Source organism: Streptomyces sp. NPDC088766, assembly GCF_044750845.1.
Taxonomy (GTDB): domain Bacteria; phylum Actinomycetota; class Actinomycetes; order Streptomycetales; family Streptomycetaceae; genus Streptomyces.
In genome coordinates this window covers 305,756-322,344 of sequence record NZ_JBIVKQ010000001.1, presented here as the reverse complement: position 1 = coordinate 322,344, position 16,589 = coordinate 305,756, and the positions used below count along the sequence as shown (strand labels likewise).

17 protein-coding genes and 1 pseudogene are annotated in these 16,589 nt (G+C 71.4%); 10 read left to right on the top strand and 8 right to left on the bottom strand.

What is annotated here, in order from left to right; all coding sequences use genetic code 11:
• Complete coding sequence (locus ACIP5W_RS01455; RefSeq protein ID WP_401464950.1) at positions 1-2,031, bottom strand: thioredoxin domain-containing protein; 2,031 nt, start codon at positions 2,029-2,031, stop codon at positions 1-3.
• A 429-nt stretch (positions 2,032-2,460) separates the two neighbouring features.
• Here ACIP5W_RS01455 and ACIP5W_RS01450 point away from each other — a divergent pair, with 429 nt between their 5' ends.
• Both ACIP5W_RS01450 and ACIP5W_RS01445 read left to right on the top strand, forming a co-directional pair.
• Complete coding sequence (locus ACIP5W_RS01450) at positions 2,461-3,027, top strand: Uma2 family endonuclease (protein ID WP_401464947.1); 567 nt, start codon at positions 2,461-2,463, stop codon at positions 3,025-3,027.
• 267 nt (positions 3,028-3,294) lie between these two features.
• Positions 3,295-3,684 (top strand): annotated as a pseudogene (locus tag ACIP5W_RS01445) (purine phosphorylase); the annotation flags it as partial.
• Between the two features lie 267 nt (positions 3,685-3,951).
• Here ACIP5W_RS01445 and ACIP5W_RS01440 read toward each other — a convergent pair.
• Positions 3,952-4,197, bottom strand: a complete 246-nt coding sequence (locus ACIP5W_RS01440; protein ID WP_401464944.1) for a hypothetical protein — start codon at positions 4,195-4,197, stop codon at positions 3,952-3,954.
• A complete protein-coding gene (mca, locus tag ACIP5W_RS01435; protein WP_401465646.1) occupies positions 4,190-5,050 on the bottom strand; it encodes a mycothiol conjugate amidase Mca in 861 nt (286 codons plus the stop codon). Before mca ends, ACIP5W_RS01440 begins: the two co-directional genes overlap by 8 nt.
• A 181-nt stretch (positions 5,051-5,231) precedes the next feature.
• On the opposite strand from mca, the gene ACIP5W_RS01430 reads away from it, so the two are divergent.
• Together ACIP5W_RS01430 and greA are read left to right on the top strand one after the other, a co-directional pair.
• Positions 5,232-5,630, top strand: a complete 399-nt coding sequence (locus tag ACIP5W_RS01430) for a DUF4307 domain-containing protein (RefSeq protein ID WP_401464941.1) — start codon at positions 5,232-5,234, stop codon at positions 5,628-5,630.
• A gap of 170 nt (positions 5,631-5,800) precedes the next feature.
• Complete coding sequence (greA, locus tag ACIP5W_RS01425; RefSeq protein WP_401464938.1) at positions 5,801-6,301, top strand: transcription elongation factor GreA; 501 nt, start codon at positions 5,801-5,803, stop codon at positions 6,299-6,301.
• 93 nt (positions 6,302-6,394) lie between these two features.
• Here greA and ACIP5W_RS01420 read toward each other — a convergent pair whose 3' ends face one another.
• From ACIP5W_RS01420 to ilvA, 3 genes are all read right to left on the bottom strand, one after another.
• Entirely contained in the window at positions 6,395-7,252 is an 858-nt protein-coding gene (locus ACIP5W_RS01420; RefSeq protein WP_401464935.1) for an ABC transporter permease, read from the bottom strand.
• Positions 7,249-8,238, bottom strand: a complete 990-nt coding sequence (locus ACIP5W_RS01415) for an ATP-binding cassette domain-containing protein (protein WP_401464932.1) — start codon at positions 8,236-8,238, stop codon at positions 7,249-7,251. Before ACIP5W_RS01415 ends, ACIP5W_RS01420 begins: the two co-directional genes overlap by 4 nt.
• Positions 8,239-8,549: 311 nt before the next feature.
• On the bottom strand, positions 8,550-9,779 hold the full coding sequence (gene ilvA / locus ACIP5W_RS01410) for a threonine ammonia-lyase (RefSeq protein ID WP_401464929.1): 1,230 nt from the start codon (positions 9,777-9,779) through the stop codon (positions 8,550-8,552).
• A gap of 163 nt (positions 9,780-9,942) precedes the next feature.
• Between ilvA and ACIP5W_RS01405 the strand changes: the two genes are divergently transcribed.
• From ACIP5W_RS01405 to ACIP5W_RS01395, 3 genes are all read left to right on the top strand, one after another.
• Entirely contained in the window at positions 9,943-10,446 is a 504-nt protein-coding gene (locus tag ACIP5W_RS01405; protein ID WP_401464926.1) for a MarR family winged helix-turn-helix transcriptional regulator, read from the top strand.
• A 160-nt stretch (positions 10,447-10,606) separates the two neighbouring features.
• A complete protein-coding gene (locus ACIP5W_RS01400) occupies positions 10,607-11,110 on the top strand; it encodes a sigma factor-like helix-turn-helix DNA-binding protein (RefSeq protein ID WP_401464923.1) in 504 nt (167 codons plus the stop codon).
• Positions 11,107-11,355, top strand: a complete 249-nt coding sequence (locus ACIP5W_RS01395; RefSeq protein WP_401464920.1) for a hypothetical protein — start codon at positions 11,107-11,109, stop codon at positions 11,353-11,355. The genes ACIP5W_RS01400 and ACIP5W_RS01395 overlap by 4 nt, the downstream gene beginning before the upstream one ends.
• Positions 11,356-11,505: 150 nt before the next feature.
• Here ACIP5W_RS01395 and ACIP5W_RS01390 read toward each other — a convergent pair whose 3' ends face one another.
• Positions 11,506-12,660 carry a cystathionine gamma-synthase gene (locus ACIP5W_RS01390; RefSeq protein WP_401464917.1) on the bottom strand — a complete coding sequence of 385 codons (1,155 nt, stop codon included), beginning with the start codon at positions 12,658-12,660 and terminating at the stop codon, positions 11,506-11,508.
• A 131-nt stretch (positions 12,661-12,791) separates the two neighbouring features.
• Between ACIP5W_RS01390 and ACIP5W_RS01385 the strand changes: the two genes are divergently transcribed.
• The 3 genes from ACIP5W_RS01385 (at position 12,792) to ACIP5W_RS01375 (ending at position 15,329) form a co-directional block, all read left to right on the top strand.
• Positions 12,792-13,910, top strand: a complete 1,119-nt coding sequence (locus ACIP5W_RS01385) for a hypothetical protein (RefSeq protein ID WP_401464914.1) — start codon at positions 12,792-12,794, stop codon at positions 13,908-13,910.
• Positions 13,911-14,011: 101 nt separating this feature from the next.
• Positions 14,012-14,686, top strand: coding sequence for a peptide-methionine (S)-S-oxide reductase MsrA (msrA, locus tag ACIP5W_RS01380; protein ID WP_401465643.1), 675 nt, complete (start codon positions 14,012-14,014; stop codon positions 14,684-14,686).
• 49 nt (positions 14,687-14,735) lie between these two features.
• Positions 14,736-15,329, top strand: a complete 594-nt coding sequence (locus tag ACIP5W_RS01375) for a DUF4291 domain-containing protein (RefSeq protein WP_401464911.1) — start codon at positions 14,736-14,738, stop codon at positions 15,327-15,329.
• A 362-nt stretch (positions 15,330-15,691) separates the two neighbouring features.
• Here ACIP5W_RS01375 and ACIP5W_RS01370 read toward each other — a convergent pair whose 3' ends face one another.
• Complete coding sequence (locus ACIP5W_RS01370) at positions 15,692-16,423, bottom strand: hypothetical protein (protein WP_401464909.1); 732 nt, start codon at positions 16,421-16,423, stop codon at positions 15,692-15,694.
• Positions 16,424-16,589 lie beyond the last annotated feature (166 nt).

Below are 16,589 nucleotides of genomic sequence, written 5' to 3'. Positions count from 1 at the left end.
TCACGGGGTGAGCTTCGCGCGCAGCGCGTCCACCTCCGTCACCGGCAGATCGCACACGAACCCGCGGCAGACGTACGCCGTCGGCGCCCCGCCCACCAGCGCCCGGTCGGCGAGCAGCAAAAACTCCTCGCTCCCCGGCGTGCCACAGGCGACCACCGCTCCCGGCGCGGTCGCCAGCAGCGCGGCGCGATGCAGCTCGCGCGTGCCGGGATCGTCGAGCGAGGGTCCGACGACGGCCACCTCGCGCGGCCCGTCGAGCAGCGCCTCGGCGGCGGCCAGACCCCATCCGATGAACCGCGGCACCCGCGGCCCGAGCGCCTTCACGACCCCCAGCGCCTTCTCCGCGGCGGCGCGGTGCGCCTGCGAACCGGTGTGGGCGGCGTACGACAGCAGCGCCCCGGCAGCCGCCGACCACCCGGAGGGCACCGCGTTGTCGGTCGGGTCCTGCGGGCGCCGGATGAGCTGCTCGGCGTCCGACGCCGTGTCGTACAGGGACCCCGACTCCGGGTCGGTGAAGCGCGCGAGGACGTGGTCGAGCAGGAACCCGGCGAAGTCCAGCCAGACCCCCTCGCCCGTCACCCCGGCCAGCGCGAGGAAGCCCTCGGCGACGTCGGCGTAGTCCTCCAGGACGCCCGCGTTGGACCCGGCCCTGCCGTCCCTGCTGGTCCGGGTGAGCCGCGCCTGGTCGTCGAGGTGCAGCCGGACGAGGAGATCGGCGGCGGCGACGGCCGCGTCCACCAGGTCGGGCCGGTCGAAGTAGGCGCCGGTCTCGGCGAGCGCGGCGACGGCGAGGCCGTTCCAGGCGGCGACGACCTTGTCGTCCCTGCCGGGTGCGGGCCGCTCCGCCCGTGCGGCCAGCAGCCGCTCCTTCACCGACGCGATCTTCTCCGCGTCGAACACGCCTTCCCGCTGCGGCAGTTGAAGCACGGAGGCGCCCTCCTCGAAGGTGCCCTCGTCGGTCACCCCGAAGTGGGCGGCGGCCAGCGCCGCGTCCTCGGCGCCCAGGGCGTCGGTGAGCTGCTCGGGCGTCCACACGTAGTACGCCCCCTCCACGTTCCGCCCGGTTCCGTCATCGCTGTCGGCGTCCAGCGCGGAGGCGAAACCGCCCTCGGCGGTGCGCAGTTCCCGCACCATGAAGTCGGCGGTCTCCAGGGCGACCCGCCGGGCCTGCTCGGACCCGGTCGACCGCCACAGGTGGGCGTACACCCGGCACAGCAGCGCGTTGTCGTACAACATCTTCTCGAAGTGCGGCACCGTCCAGTCCCGGTCGACGGAGTAGCGGGCGAAGCCGCCCCCGAGCTGGTCGTAGATCCCGCCGCGGGCCATCCGCTCGCAGGTGTCCCGCGCCATCTGCAGGGCGCCGTCGGCACCGGTGCGCGCGTGGTGGCGCAGCAGGAACTCGATCACCATGGACGGCGGGAACTTGGGCGCCCCGCCGAACCCGCCGCGCTGCGGGTCGTACTCCCGGGTCAGCCCGAGCAGTGCCTGCGCCAGCTGCTGCTCGCCGGGCGCCAGGCTGTCACCGTAGGAGATCTCGCGTCCGGCGAGGTCGCGCACGATCTTCCCGGCGACCTCGGCGACCTCGTCCCGCCGCTCGCCCCAGGCCTGCCGTACGCCCTCCAGCACCTGCCGGAAGGACGGCATGCCCTGCCGGGGCGCGGGCGGGAAGTAGGTGCCGAAGTAGAACGGTTCGGCGTCCGGCGTGAGGAACACGGTCATGGGCCAGCCGCCCTGCCCGGTCGCGGCCTGCACGGCCTCCATGTACACGGCGTCGATGTCGGGCCGCTCCTCACGGTCGACCTTGACGCTGACGAAGTGCTCGTTGAGTTGGTCGGCGGTGGCCTGGTCCTCGAAGGACTCGTGAGCCATGACGTGGCACCAATGGCACGCAGAGTATCCGACCGACAGCAGAACGGGGACGTCGCGCCGTTTCGCCTCCTCGAACGCCTCGGGTCCCCAGGGCCACCAGTCGACCGGATTGTCAGCGTGCTGGAGCAGATAAGGCGAGGTCGTACCAGCCAACCGGTTCATACGGCCCAGCCTCTCACAACGCCTGGAACGACCGGCGAAACCCTCACGAGCCCGCCCCGCTCGGCTGAATTGCCCTTGTGGGCCATCACATGGTGGGCGGCCCCTCCTCCTCGGAGTCGGCATCGAACCTTTCTAGTGCTGTGGCCGGAAAGGTTTGCCGGAAAGCTCGCGGCGCCCGGTGCGGTGCATCGCAAGGCGGAGCATTGCCCGCGTACTGGATGTACTCGGGTGATGCGACAACGCGGCGGTGGGGGCCCCTCCCGCGCGAGCGAAGCCGAGCGTGGGGGAGCCGTGCCGGACGTCGCGAGCCGGTGAACCTTTCCGGTCACAGCACTAGGCGTTCCCCCGGCCCGGGCGACTCGACACCTCGAAACAGTAGGCTGGGGCAGCAGCGCCGGCCCTGCCGAGGCTCCTCGAAGGAGGTACACCATGACGGCCGAGATGGTGGCGCCCGCGTGGATGCATCCGCAGATCAGCGCGGAACAGTACGACTCCTGGTCCGAGGAGCAGTGCGCCGGCATCGAGATCGTGGACGGGATGGTCGTCGTGGGCCCGAGCGCCTCGAAGCGGCGCAACCGGCTGGCGCGGGTCCTGGCCAACGCCCTGGACGCTGCTGCAGGCCCGGACTGGAACGCCGACACGGACTTCGACGTCCGCCTGCAGGACGTTCCCCTCACCAATCACCGCCCGGACGTCATCGTCCACCGGGCGGAGACCATCGACCTCACACCCACCCGCCCCGAACACGTTCTCCTGGTCGTCGAGGTCGTGTCGCCCGGCTCGGAAACCACCGATCGGGTTGTGAAGGTGGACCAGTGCGCCAAGGCAGGCATCCCCTTCTACTGGCGGGTCGAGCAGGCCGCCACCGGGGTCCCGATCGTCTACACCTACGTTCTTGATCCCGCCACAAAGGTCTACAGGGACGGCGAGATGTTCACCGGCGCGGTGAAGGCCACCGCACCTTTCCCCGTCACGGTCGATCTCGGGGTCATGTAAGGACGGAGAGGTCTCGCTTTCGACATCCGACCGATAGCGCTCGGACAGTCGTTGCTCGCGGGCGATCGGAACACTCACCGCCTTCGGGCCGGATGCACCACCCCGCGGATGCCGTGCCGGCCCGTAGGCGATCGTTTAGCCGTGCCCGGTCAGGAACTGGTCAAGGTCACGTTGACGGAAGATCGCACCACCCGGGACGGCTACCCACGAAATTGCCCCAGGTCTCGGCATCCAGTTGCAGTTCCATGAGCGCGGTACCCGGTTCGACGCGGTACCCGGTTCGAAGTGGGCACCGTACGGGGCACATCGTGCCGTGTCGCGCTCGGCCTGACGAACAAGGGGAACCATTCCGCCGCGGTGATCGCAGAACGCGCGATCCAGGAGTTCTCGCCGGTGGCCGTGCTGTTCGTCGGAGTCGCCGGCACCCTGTGGGACGCCACCAGGCCGGGTGACGTGGTGATGGCGTCACACGTGTACGCCTACCACGGCGGGACCAGCGAGGAAGACGGGCTCAAAGCCCGTCCCCGGGCGTGGGAGGCGCCGCACGGCATCAGCCGGCTCGCCTCGCACCTGGCCCGTTTGGACGACCGGGCGGACCCCACACCCGGTCACGAGGACGGACCGCAAGTGCGTTTCGGGGCGATCGCCGCCGGCGACCAGGGCGCGGATGCCCCACCGACCGATGCCGACCACTTCCGGCGCGGGCCTGCGCCGTCGTGGCTGCGCGAGGCCGGAGGCCGGGGCCGTCGTGGCTCCACGGGCCGGGGACCTCCGCGCCACCGCCGTGACTCCACGGGCCGAGGGCCCACGGGCCGCCGACGGGCGCAGCCCGCGGGGCCGCAGGGGCTGGCGCGGCGCGGCCCGTCGGCACCGCTGCCCGCGCGGGCGGGTGGCGGTGCCGGCGGTCCGCAGGTGCGGCCCGGCTCAGCCCTTGGCGGGCGTGGGCTTCTCCGTGGTGGTCTCGCCGGAGGCGTCCTTGGGGGTCTCCACGAAGTCGACCTTGCCCATGCGGCGGTTCATCGACTTCATCAGGCCCCAGACCGCGATCGCCATCGCCGCGAAGACGATGAAGCCGAGGACGCCGGGGGTGACCTTGTTCTCGTCGACCTCCTTGGCGAGGGGGACGAGGTGCGTCATTGCCAGGCTCACGCTTGCGCTCATGTCAGGCATTGTCGCGGATGCCCGCAAAGAGGTCGTCCTCGGGGAGGGAGGTGTCGACGCGCGACTTCGCCAGCTCGTACTCCTCGGTCGGCCAGACCTCCTTCTGGAGTTCCATCGGCACCCGGAACCAGCCCCCGTCGGGATCGATCTGGGTGGCGTGCGCGATCAGCGCCTTGTCGCGGATCTCGAAGAAGTCGGCGCACGGAACGTGCGTGGTCAGCGTGCGCTCGACCCGCTCGAACTCGCTCCAGCGCTTGAGCCAGTCCCCGTACGGCGACTCCAGGCCGCGGTCGAGCATGGCCTGGTGCAGCGCCTCGGTGCGCGGACGGTTGAAGCCCTGGTTGTAGTAGAGCTTCAGCGGCCGGTACGCCGGCCCGAACTCGCCCTCCGGGTACTTCGCGGTGTCGTCCGCGCCCTCGAAGGCCACCATGGAGATCTTGTGGGTCATGATGTGGTCGGGGTGCGGGTAGCCGCCGTTCTCGTCGTAGGTGGTGATCACCTGGGGGCGGAAGGAGCGGATCTGCTTCACCAGCTCACCGGCCGCCTTGTCGACGTCCTCGAGGGCGAAGCAGCCCTCGGGCAGCGGCGGCAGCGGGTCGCCCTCGGGCAGCCCGGAGTCGACGAAGCCGAGCCACTCCTGCTTGACCCCGAGGATCTCGCGGGCCTCGTCCATCTCCTTCTTGCGCACCTCGTGGATGTGCTCCTCGATGTAGGTGTCGCCCTGGAGCTTCGGGTTGAGGATGGAGCCGCGCTCCCCGCCCGTGCAGGTCACGACCAGCACGTCCACCCCCTCGGACACGTACTTCGCCATGGTGGCCGCGCCCTTGCTCGACTCGTCGTCGGGGTGGGCGTGCACGGCCATCAGTCGCAGCTGGTCAGTCAAGACTCAAATCCTCAGTAAGTCGGCGCCCCCGTGGAACGGGGTGCGATCGGCGGCTTCTATAGTGACCGAATCGGGGGGCCAATAATTCCGTGGTCCTGCCCCCGCAGCCCACTTTCGGACCTTCGCCCGACCGGCCGGAGGCCTTGCCGAGAGGACGATCATGAGTACGGCGAGCACGCGACCGCCCGAGGGCCGTTACGGCCGTTCCTCGGACGAGCGCGCGGACCGCACACTCAAGGTGGCCGGTGCCGTCCTGGGTGCGCTGCTGCTCGCGTTGGTCGGCTACTTCGCCTACCACTACGTCGCCCAGAACAAGATCAGCGGCGAGATGATCACTTTCCAGGTCTCGGACGACTCGGTGCGGGTGCACCTCGAGGTCCGCAAGGACGCGGGGGTGAGCGGTTACTGCACGGTCCGCTCACAGGCCGAGAACGGTGCCGAGGTGGGCCGCGCCGACTTCCGCTTCTCCGGCCCGGACACGCGGATCGACAAGGTGGTCACGCTCCGTACGACGTCCCGGGGCACCACGGCGGAATTGCTGGGTTGTCACGAGGACTGATCATCGCCGCAATACGCGGGCACTGACCTGCGTCGACGTAAGTCTTACGGCTTATGTCCTCCCCCTTGGGCCGCTGAATTGTTAGGCTCGTGGTTTCGCCCATCTGTGGAGGAACATGCTTCCGGGTAGGGCGATGCTTTGTTATTCCCAGTACCGACGAGGAGCACCCTGTGACCCAGACCAGCGAGAACGTCACCTGGCTGACCCAGGAGGCGTACAACAAGCTCAAGGATGAGCTTGAGTACCTTACTGGTCCTGCGCGCACCGAGATCGCCGCCAAGATCGCGGCCGCGCGCGAGGAGGGCGACCTGCGTGAGAACGGCGGGTACCACGCTGCCAAGGAGGAGCAGGGCAAGCAGGAACTCCGTATCCGCCAGCTCACCCAGCTCCTGGACAACGCCAAGGTGGGCGCCGCCCCGGCGTCCACGGACGGTGCGGTGGCGCCCGGAATGGTCGTGACGATCGCCTTCGACGGTGACGAGGACGACACGCTGTCCTTCCTGCTGGCCTCGCGTGAGTACGCGAGCTCCGACATCGAGACCTACTCGCCGCAGTCGCCGCTGGGCTCCGCCGTGATCGACCACAAGGTCGGCGAGGACGCGGAGTACGAGCTGCCGAACGGCAAGAAGGCCTCCGTGCGCATCCTCAAGGCCGAGCCCTACAACGGCTGACGGACCCCGGCGGTCCGCACCGCCCCCATTCCCGATCGGACCCCCGGCGCCCGTGGCGCCGGGGGTCTCGTCATGCCCGGTGGGCCGGCGCGGTCATGCGGTGGCCGAGCGGTACTTGCGTACCGCCAGGGTGCGGAACACGAGGATGATCACCACCGAGTAGAGCAGCGAGGCCCAGACCGGGTGCTGCATGGGCCAGGCGTCGGAGGTCGACTGTCCCGGGTTGGCGAACAGGACGCGGCAGGCCTCGACGGTGGCGCTGAAGGGGTTCCAATCGGCGACGTGGCGCAGCCAGGGCGTCATGTTGGCGGTGTCCACGAAGGCGTTGGAGATGAAGGTGACCGGGAAGAGCCAGATCAGTCCGCCGGAGGTGGCCGCCTCGGGGGTGCGGACGGACAGGCCGATGAGGGCGCCGATCCAGGTGAACGCGTAGCCGAGGAGGAGCAGCAGGCCGAAGGCGGCCAGGACGCGTGCGGCGTTGGTGCTGCCGTCGGAGCCGACCCGCCAGCCGACCAGGAGCGCGACGACGGCGAGGACGAGCAGCGTCAGCGCGGTCTGCACGAGGTCGGCGAGGGTGCGGCCGGTGAGGACCGCGCCGCGGGCCATGGGCAGGGAGCGGAACCGGTCGATGAGGCCCTTGTTCATGTCGTCGGCGATACCCGCACCGGCGCCGGCGGTGGCGAAGGTGACGGTCTGGGCGAAGATCCCCGCCATGAGGAAGTTGGTGTAGTCGGCGGCGCTGGTGCTGCCGCCGACCCGCATGGAGCCGCCGAAGACGTAGGTGAACAGCACCACGAACATGATGGGCTGGACGAGCCCGAAGATGATCATCTCGGGAATCCTGGACATCCGGATCAAGTTGCGTTTTGCAACGACCAGGGAGTCCCGGACGCTCTGCCCGAGCGGGTTGCCCGGGGCCGCGCCCGGGACGGCGTCGGTGACGGCGCTCATTTCACGGCCTCCTTGCCGTTGTCCTCGGACTTGCCCCCGCGCCCGTCCTCGGCGGCGTGTCCGGTGAGGGACAGAAAGACGTCGTCGAGGGTGGGGCGGCGCAGGCCGATGTCGTCGATCTCGATGCCGCGGATGTCCAGCTCCCGGATGACCTCGGCGAGGAGCTTGGCGCCGCCGGTGACGGGCACGGTGAGCTTGCGGGTGTGCTCCTCGACGGTGGTGTCGCCCTTGCCGAAGCCGGCCAAGACCTCGACCGCGGTCGGCATGTGCTCGCGGTCGTGCACCACGACCTCCACGCGCTCGCCGCCGGTGCGGGCCTTGAGCTGGTCGGAGGTGCCGCGGGCGATGACCTTGCCGTGGTCGACGACGGCGATGTCGTGCGCGAGGTGGTCGGCCTCCTCCAGGTACTGGGTGGTCAGCAGCAGTGTCGTGCCGCCGGAGACGAGTCGCTTGATCACCTCCCACAGCAGCTGGCGGTTGCGCGGGTCGAGGCCGGTCGTCGGCTCGTCCATGAACATCACGGGCGGGGAGACCACGAGTGCGGCGGCCAGGTCGAGGCGGCGGCGCATGCCTCCGGAGTAGGTCTTCGTGATGCGGTCGGCGGCGTCCGCGAGGTCGAACTGGTCGAGCAGTTCGGCCGCCCGGGCCTTCGCGGCCCTCGCCCGCATCTGGTAGAGCTGGCCGACCATCTGGAGGTTCTCGCGGCCGGTCAGGTACTCGTCGACGGCGGCGAACTGACCGGAGAGGCCTATCGAGCGCCGGACCTCGTTGGGATGCTTGAGCACGTCGAGTCCGGCGACCACGGCCCGGCCACTGTCCGGGCGCAGGAGGGTGGTCAGGCAGCGGACCGCGGTGGTCTTGCCCGCGCCGTTCGGCCCGAGGAGGCCGAGGACGGTGCCCTCCGGGACGTCGAGGTCGACGCCGTCCAGAGCCCTTACGTCGCCGAAGGTCTTCACCAGGCCTTCGGCATGGATGGCGCCTGGCATGTGAGTCTCCACGTCGTCGGGGATTCTTCGGAAAGACTAGATTTGTACGTTTCGCTCCGCCCGCCCGGGACGCGTCGAGCGCACCGGCGAGATGGCGTGACCCACACCGTAACGCGATGTATCGCGTCCCTCAACGGACTTACCCGAACGAGTGACCAAGAGGATTCCGGCCCGGCGTACGGCCCGGCGTACGGCCCGGCGTACGGCCCGGCGTACGGCCCGGCGTACGGCCCGGCGTACGGCCCGGCCGGCGCGCTGCGCCGACGCCGGCCGGCGGGCGCCGACATCGGTCGATGACGGTGCAACCGGCCTCAGTCGATGACGGTGTAACCGGCCTCGCGCAGGGCCTGGCCGACCTCGGCGCAGTGCACCGGCCCCTTCGTCTCCAGGTGCAGCTCCACCTCCGCCTCCGTGAGCCCGAGCCGCGGGTCGGTCCGCACGTGGCTCACGTCGAGGACGTTGGCGTCCACCGTCGACAGCACCCCGAGAAGCGTCGCGAGCGCACCGGGCCGGTCCGTCAGCCGCAGCCGTACGGCCAGGTAGCGGCCCTGCGCGGACATGCCGTGCCGCAGGACGCGCTGCATCAGCAGCGGATCCACGTTTCCGCCGGAGAGCACCGCGACCACCGGCCCCTCGAAGGCGTCCGGCGCACTCAGCAGCGCCGCCACCGGACTCGCCCCGGCCGGCTCGACGACCAGCTTGGCCCGCTCCAGACAGAGCAGAAGCGCGGCGGCCAAGGCGTCCTCCGACACCGTGCGCACCTCGTCCACCAGGTCGCCGACGATCCCGAAGGGCACGTCACCGGGCCGGCCGACCCTGATGCCGTCCGCCATCGTCGCCGGACTGCGCAGCGACACCGGCCGGCCCGCCGCCAGCGAGGGCGGATAGGCCGCCGCCCCCTCCGCCTGCACCCCCACGATCCGCACGTCGGGCCGCAGCGCCTTCACCGCCACGGCGATGCCCGCCGCGAGCCCTCCGCCCCCGATCCCCACGACGATCGTCCGCACCTCCGGGCACTGCTCCAGGATCTCCAGACCCACCGTGCCCTGCCCGGCGATCACGTCCGGGTGGTCGAAGGGGTGGATGAACACGGCTCCGGTCTCCGCCGCGTGCTCCTGCGCGGCCGCCAGCGTCTCGTCGACCACCTGCCCGTGCAGACAGACCCGCGCGCCGTACTCCCGGGTCGCGCTGATCTTGGGCAGCGGGGCGCTCGTCGGCATGAACACCGTGGACCGCACGCCCAGCAGGGTGGAGGCCAGCGCGACGCCCTGCGCGTGGTTGCCCGCACTCGCCGCGACGACCCCGGCCGCCCGCTCCTCCGGCAGCAGGCCGGCGATCCGGACGTACGCGCCGCGCAGCTTGAACGAACCCGTCCGCTGGAGGTTCTCGCACTTGAGGTGCACCGGCGCCCCGACGAGCTGGGACAGGTGCCTGCTGCCCTCCATCGCGGTGGTCCGCGCCACCCCCGACAGCATCTTCTGCGCGCCGCGCACATCGTCGAGGGTGACGGGCCGCAAGGAGTCGGCCGTGCCATAGCTCATGACATCAGCATCGCAGTTCACAGGCGGGAACGACCGCTGCGACCAACCACCGAGACCGGTTTCCGCAGCGCCGGTACGACCCGCCTCCGGGCCGCGTACCCTGTCCCCCAACCCAGCACCCCTTTCATGAAGTGAGCCCCCGGCCATGCCCACAACACCTGAAATGTCGATGGACATGACGACCGTCGGTGACACCGGTCTTCTGGACACGCTGCAGCACGAGGTCGCGGTGTTCGCGCGCCGTGCCGAACAGACCCGGCTCGGCGGCGTCGGGCAGGTGCGCAACTCCATGGACCGCGCCGCCTACCTGCTGCTCAACCGCCTCGACAAGGAAGGCCCGATGGGCGTCAAGGCGCTCGCCGCGAGCATGGGCATCGACTCGTCGACCGTCACCCGGCAGGTGGCGCCGCTGGTCGACACCGGTCTGGTCAAGCGCACCTCGCACCCCGAGGACGGGCGGGCCGTGGTGCTCCAGCTGTCCCCGCGCGGGCTGTCCCGGCTGGACGAGGTGCGGTCCTCCAGACGTCAGCTGATGGCCGAGCTGACCAACGACTGGAGCCCGCAGGAGCGCGAGGCGTTCTGCGCGCTCCTCACCCGCTTCAACACCGCGCTGTCCACCCGGATGGCCTCCCCTCTCCCCGGTACGGAGCCCGCACCGGCTTCCTGACCCCCGCACGCAACGCGCGTCCCGCACGCAACGCGCGTCCCGCGCGTGCGCGGCTCTTGACCGACGGCCCGCCCCTGGCCTCATATGAGACCGGGTCCCCGTTCGCCGCAGCCGGCCGGGATCCGTTCCCAGGGGGTCGCCGGCAGGCGGGAGGCGCGCGGTGCGAGCACGGCATGCGGGCCAGGACGCCCGCCGGGCCAAGGATTTCGAGGCGTTCGTGGCGGGCGCGGGCGGGCGGCTGACGCAGACCGCCACCCTGCTCACCGGGGAACCGTCCGACGACAACCCGCGCGCGCGTCGGCTGCTGACGCACGCCCTCGCGCACACCTACGCGTGCTGGGACCGGCTGCGCGGCGAGGACCCCTACGACCACGCCCGCCGGCACCTCGCCGTCCGCTTCGCCGGCACCGCCTGGCACCGGTACGCCGCCCTGGGCGGGCCCCGCCGGCACCTCACCGGCCCGCTGGCGGGCCTCACCCCGCGGGAACGCCTCGTCCTGGTCCTCAGGCTCTACGAGGGCGTCGGCGAGGAACAGGTCGCGGCCCTCCTCGGCCTGCCCACGGAACGCGTCCACACCATCTGCGACCGGGCGACGGCGACCGTCCTGCACCCGCCTCCGGCACCCTCGCCCCGGACCCCCGCGACGAAGGCGGCGCCGACGTGAACCGGCCCCAGCGGGAGGCCGCCGTACGGCAGATCATGGAGCGGACGGTGCCCCGGCTGCCGCCCGAGCTGCACACGGACGCCGTCCGCCGCGGCAGCCGTATGCTGCGCCGCCGCAGGCTCGCCCGGCGCCTGCTGTGGCTGCTGCTGTGGACGGCGGCCGTCGCGTTCGCCGTCTGGGCGACGGTGGCCGAGCCGTGGGTGGAGCCGCCGTCGGAGACGACCCCACCCCTGACCGGCTGGTGAGGCCGGACCGGACTTCGGCCCGGGGCGTGTCCGACGGTTCGCGTCGGACCAGCGCGCGGCGTCCGGTGCCGGGAGCACCTCCCACGCCTTTCGGGCAGTGGGGGAGCCGTGCCGGGCGTCGCGCGCCCGGCGGGAATCGTCGGACACGCCCTAGCCGAGGGCCTGCTGGAGGTCCGCCAGCAGGTCGTCGACGTTCTCGATGCCGACCGAGACGCGCACCAGGTCGGCCGGGACCTCCAGGGCCGAACCGGCCGTGGACACGTGCGTCATGCGCCCGGGGTGCTCGATCAGCGATTCCACGCCGCCGAGGGACTCGCCCAGTGTGAACACCTGGGCGCGGTTGCACACCTCGACCGCGGCCTCCTCGCCGCCCGCCACCTGGAACGACACCATGCCGCCGAACGCCCGCATCTGCTTGGCGGCGACCTCGTGACCGGGGTGGTCCGGCAGACCCGGGTAGAGGACGTTCGTCACGCGTGCGTGCCGGGTGAGCATGTCGGCGACCTTGGTGGCGTTCTCGCTGTGCCGGTCCATGCGCACCGACAGCGTCTTCGTGCCCCGCAGCACCAGCCAGGAGTCGAACGGACCGGCGACCGCGCCCATCGCGTTCTGGTGGTAAGCCAGCTCCTCGCCCAGTTCCCGGTCGCCCACGATCAGCGCACCGCCGACGACGTCCGAGTGGCCGCCCATGTACTTGGTCAGCGAGTGCACGACGACGTCCGCGCCGAGCGCCAGCGGCTGCTGGAGGTACGGCGTGGCGAAGGTGTTGTCGACGACGAGCCGGGCGCCCGCGTCCCGCGCCACCTGCGCGACGGCCGCGATGTCGGTGATGCCGAGCAGCGGGTTGGAGGGGGTCTCCACCCACACCGCCTTCGTCTTCGGGGTGATCGCGGCCCGTACGGCGGCCGGGTCGCTGGTGTCGGCCACCGACCACTCCACACCCCACCGGGAGACGACCTTCGCGAACAGCCGGAAGGTGCCGCCGTAGGCGTCGTTGGGGATCACCACGTGGTCGCCGGGGCTGAGCAGCGTACGCAACAGGCAGTCCTCGGCCGCCAGTCCGGAAGCGAACGCGAGGCCCCGGACGCCGCCCTCCAGGGCGGCCAGGTTCTCCTCCAGGGCGGTCCTGGTCGGGTTGGCGCTACGGCTGTACTCGTAGCCGCCCCGCAGCCCGCCGACGCCGTCCTGCTTGTAGGTCGAGACCTGGTAGATCGGCGGGACGACCGCGCCGGTGAGGGGATCGGCGGTGTTGCCCGCATGGATCGCGAGGGTCTCGAAGTGCTGACTGATGTGCCTGTCGCTCATGGGCACCGAGCGTAGTGCGCCGGAGTCGAAGGTGCGGGACGGCGGGGTGGCCGCCGCCCCCACCGGGAGGTTTTCCACAGGCGGGCGGAGGGGGTTGGCCAATTGTCGGCGGCGTCTGGAACCCTTGGGGCATGGAAATTCTCTGGGTCCTGATCGCGCTGGTCATGCTCAGCTTCGTGCTGCTGCCGTTCCTGCGGCGCAGGCGCGGCGGGATCGAGCAGGTCCCGGCCGGTCACCCCGACGCCGCGGACCCCGCGGACTACGGCTTCGTCCGCGAGGAGGAGCTGGACATCCGCATGCCCGGCCCCGACCAGGACCTGCTCGACGTCCTGGACGTGGTGCAGCGCACCCAGGACCACCGGGCCGCCCGGCAACTGCTGGTGGGCACCGAGGTCGAGGGCGAGCGGCGCTGGCAGCGCGTGCAGGCCTTCGCGGGCGCCGCCGCACTGGAGCTGCAGCAGCGGCCCGGCGGGGTCGGTGACACGCCGGGCGGGCAGTGGCTGCGGGTGTGGCGCGCCGAGGCGCCCGAGGATCCGGGCGGTGCGGCGGTGCACGCCGAGTTCCTCGTCCAGCAGGCGTGGCGCACCTCGACGCCGGGCACGGACGACTTCCGGATCATCATGGAGGAGGCGAAGGACGCCTGCGGACAGGCGGCGCTGCTCGCCCCCGGTGACCCGGTCCCGTACATCGTCGAGCTGTCGGTGGCCCGCGGTCTGGGCTACTCGCAGCGCGAGTTCGAGCAGCTCTGGCTGAAGATCCTGGACCGCGCCCCCGCGCACATGGGCGCGCATCTGGCGGCCCTGCACTACTGGTGCGAGAAGTGGCACGGCTCGCGCGAGACGGCGATGTCCTTCGCGGAGGCCGCGGCGGCGCGCGCGCCCCGGGGCTCCCTCCTCGCGGCGATGCCCCTCTTCGCGGTGTTCGAGCACCTCCCCGAGGTCAACCTGGTCACCGGCTTCTACCAGAGCGAGGTCGTGACCAGGGCGATCCACGGCGCCCTGTTCGCCGTCCACGCGGCCCGCCCCGACGACCCCATGCTGGCGCACGTGCGCCACCTCCTGGTCTTCTTCCTGGTGCGCGCCGAACGCTGGTCGGAGGCGGTGAACCAGCTGGTCCACGTCGACGGCCACGTGGGCGCGCTGCCCTGGACCCTGTCCGCCGACCCGGCGGGCGAGTTCGCGGTGTACCGCGCGCTGGCCGTGGCGGGGTACGAGGCCAACGGCGGCAACCCCGCGTCGCTCCCGAACTGAGCCCGGACACGAGCCCGGCCCGGCCCGTGGCTCGGGCCCCGGGCCGGAATGCGCCGGGGCCCACAGGCGTTGACATGCCCGGACCCCTGATTGGAGACCGCATGTTCCTGCACAGCAGCAAGCCCCAGCTCCCGACCCCCGAGCAGGCCTTGCCCGGCCGCACCGAGCCGGCCTTCTCCGTCCCCGACCGCCACACCGTGCTCGGCACCCCGCTGCTCGGCCCCTACCCCGAGGGCCTGGAGACCGCCGACTTCGGCCTGGGCTGCTTCTGGGGCGCGGAGCGCAAGTTCTGGCAGCTCCCGGCCGGTGTGTGGACGACGCTGGTGGGCTACCAGGGCGGCCACACCGAGCACCCCACGTACGAGGAGGTCTGCTCGGGCCTGACCGGCCACACGGAGGTGGTCCGCGTGGTCTTCGACCCGGACGTCATCTCCTACGAGACCCTCCTGAAGACGTTCTGGGAGTCCCACGACCCCACCCAGGGCTTCCGCCAGGGCAACGACGTCGGCACCCAGTACCGCTCCGCGATCTACACCCACACCCCCGCCCAGTCCGCCACGGCCGAAGCCTCCCGCGACGCCTACCAGCAGGTCCTCACGGCGGCGGGCCACCCCACGATCACCACGGAGATCCTCCCGGCGCAGGACCGGACGTTCTACCCGGCGGAGGGCTACCACCAGCAGTACCTCTCCGACGCCAAGAACCCGAACGGCTACTGCGGCCTCGGCGGCACCGGGCTGTCGTGCCCGATCGGTGTGGCCAGGGCCGGGGGCTGAGTCCTTAAATCGGTGGCCGCCCGCACCGGGCGGCCGCACGCTGTACGCCATGGAAGAACCGCAACGCCGGATCCGCGCCGTCCACACGGAGTCCACGGTCACCGTCCACCAGGCGTACCCACCGGAGATCGGCGTGCCCGCCGCGCGCGACGGCCGCTTCCCCGCTGCGTGGAAGCGGGACCGGATGACCTGGATCAAGCCGTCGTTCCTGTGGATGATGTACCGCTGCGGCTGGGGCGAGAAGGCCGGACAGGAGACGGTCCTCGCCGTCGAGATCTCGCGCGAGGGCTTCGACTGGGCGCTGCGGCACGCCTGTCTGTCGAGTTACGTGCCCGAGGTGCACGCCGAGCGCGCGGCCTGGCAACGTCAGTTGAAGCGTGCGCCCGCTCGCGTGCAGTGGGATCCCGAGCGGGACCTGCGTCTGCGGGCCCTGCCGTACCGGTCGCTGCAACTCGGCCTCACCGGGGAGGCAGCACGACGCTACGCGGACGAGTGGACGGTCGCCGTCCGCGACGTGACGCCGCTCGCCCGCGAGATACGCGGCCATGTGGCCGGTGGCGACCTCGACGCCGCGGCCCGGCTCCTCCCGCCCGAACGCCCCTACCCCGCCCCGGACGAACTCCTGGCCCACCTGCGCGGGTGAGGTGTCCGGACACGGCTGGGGCGTTGTTCGGCCTGGTGGGGTGCCGCGGTCGGCCGCGATCGTGCGCGCTGCCCGCGCGCAGGGCGCACACCGAGCACCGTCCCGGGTGCGCACGACCTCGACCGGCGGCTCCGAGGTCTTTTGTCCGTCCGTGACCGTCGGACGCGGCGAACCGCCACAGGAGGAGTGGAAGGCCGCGCCCGGAAACGACCGGTCGGGCAGTTTCCGGGCCGTCAGCCCACTGCTCGGCCCGTCATCGGGCCACGGGGAGGTTCTCGGCCGGTCCTTCCCCGCGTCTGCCCGTGCCCACACCGTCGAGATGAGCCGTCTCCGTTTGCCGCAGCACAGCCGGAGTGTCGGCGTCAGCGTGAGTGGGACGGAGCGGTCAGGGCCGCCCGTGTCCGCGCACCCCCGACGGGGCGGAAGCCGGGGTTCGTCACGCAGCCGAGGTTCTGGTAGATGCTGGCGTTCGTCTGGGGGTCGAGGCCGGCCCAGTGGTACTGGCACGCCCCTTCGATGAACCTGCCCTGTACCCCGCCCGGGAAGTCGATCTCCTTGTTCCACAGGTACGGCGACTGGATGCCGGTCATCCGGGCGGTGGCGTTCACGTCGATTCCGCCGGGGGCCTGGATCGCGTACACCCAGCCGTCCTTCCCGCCCCCTGTGGCGAATCCCTGCGCCACCCACCGGTCACAACTGGTGCTCACGTGCGCGGTGTTCTGACCGCCGCCCCCGATGATCCACTTCGACAGCGGTGTGAGGTCCGTACCCAGCGGGGTGAAACCGCTGCGGAAGATCGCCTGCGGGTCCGGTCGGGTGTCGCCCCGCCACAGCGTGTTGTCGTCGTGCCGCCAGTACCAGTCCTCGCGCACCGCGGCGAGGTCCACCTGCGGCTTGATCGTGCGGTCCGTCGTGGTCAGTGCCCACTCCGACGGCCGGTACCCGCCGGTCGGGCCGCAGGGCCCGGTGTCACGGATCTGCTCGGGAGTCCCCGGGAACGGGTCCGCCGATGCGGCGGCCGAGGGGACGAAAGTCAACGAGGCGACAGCGAGTGCCGTGGCGGAAGCGATCCGCAGCGCAGCCTTCTTCAACATGGTCGGGCCGATCTCTCACTCGGGGACGTGGCCCGTGCTTCCTATCGGGAATGCCGGGAGCGAAGGCTCAGGCGTTCACGAGGGTCGCCCGCAAGCACCACGCGGTTCACTCACCCGGCGCACGCTCCCTCCGACGACGTTGCGCATGCCGTTCCCGCCACGCCCG

Excerpts from the sequence above, each read along its gene's own strand:
- ACIP5W_RS01455 (WP_401464950.1), bottom strand. The coding sequence starts at position 2,031 with ATGAACCGGTTGGCTGGTACGACCTCGCCTTATCTGCTCCAGCACGCT.
- ACIP5W_RS01450 (WP_401464947.1), top strand. The coding sequence starts at position 2,461 with ATGACGGCCGAGATGGTGGCGCCCGCGTGGATGCATCCGCAGATCAGC.
- ACIP5W_RS01440 (WP_401464944.1), bottom strand. The coding sequence starts at position 4,197 with ATGCCTGACATGAGCGCAAGCGTGAGCCTGGCAATGACGCACCTCGTC.
- mca (WP_401465646.1), bottom strand. The coding sequence starts at position 5,050 with ATGGCCGTGCACGCCCACCCCGACGACGAGTCGAGCAAGGGCGCGGCC.
- ACIP5W_RS01430 (WP_401464941.1), top strand. The coding sequence starts at position 5,232 with ATGAGTACGGCGAGCACGCGACCGCCCGAGGGCCGTTACGGCCGTTCC.
- ACIP5W_RS01420 (WP_401464935.1), bottom strand. The coding sequence starts at position 7,252 with ATGAGCGCCGTCACCGACGCCGTCCCGGGCGCGGCCCCGGGCAACCCG.
- ACIP5W_RS01415 (WP_401464932.1), bottom strand. The coding sequence starts at position 8,238 with ATGCCAGGCGCCATCCATGCCGAAGGCCTGGTGAAGACCTTCGGCGAC.
- ilvA (WP_401464929.1), bottom strand. The coding sequence starts at position 9,779 with ATGAGCTATGGCACGGCCGACTCCTTGCGGCCCGTCACCCTCGACGAT.
- ACIP5W_RS01405 (WP_401464926.1), top strand. The coding sequence starts at position 9,943 with ATGTCGATGGACATGACGACCGTCGGTGACACCGGTCTTCTGGACACG.
- ACIP5W_RS01390 (WP_401464917.1), bottom strand. The coding sequence starts at position 12,660 with ATGAGCGACAGGCACATCAGTCAGCACTTCGAGACCCTCGCGATCCAT.
- ACIP5W_RS01385 (WP_401464914.1), top strand. The coding sequence starts at position 12,792 with ATGGAAATTCTCTGGGTCCTGATCGCGCTGGTCATGCTCAGCTTCGTG.
- msrA (WP_401465643.1), top strand. The coding sequence starts at position 14,012 with ATGTTCCTGCACAGCAGCAAGCCCCAGCTCCCGACCCCCGAGCAGGCC.
- ACIP5W_RS01375 (WP_401464911.1), top strand. The coding sequence starts at position 14,736 with ATGGAAGAACCGCAACGCCGGATCCGCGCCGTCCACACGGAGTCCACG.
- ACIP5W_RS01370 (WP_401464909.1), bottom strand. The coding sequence starts at position 16,423 with ATGTTGAAGAAGGCTGCGCTGCGGATCGCTTCCGCCACGGCACTCGCT.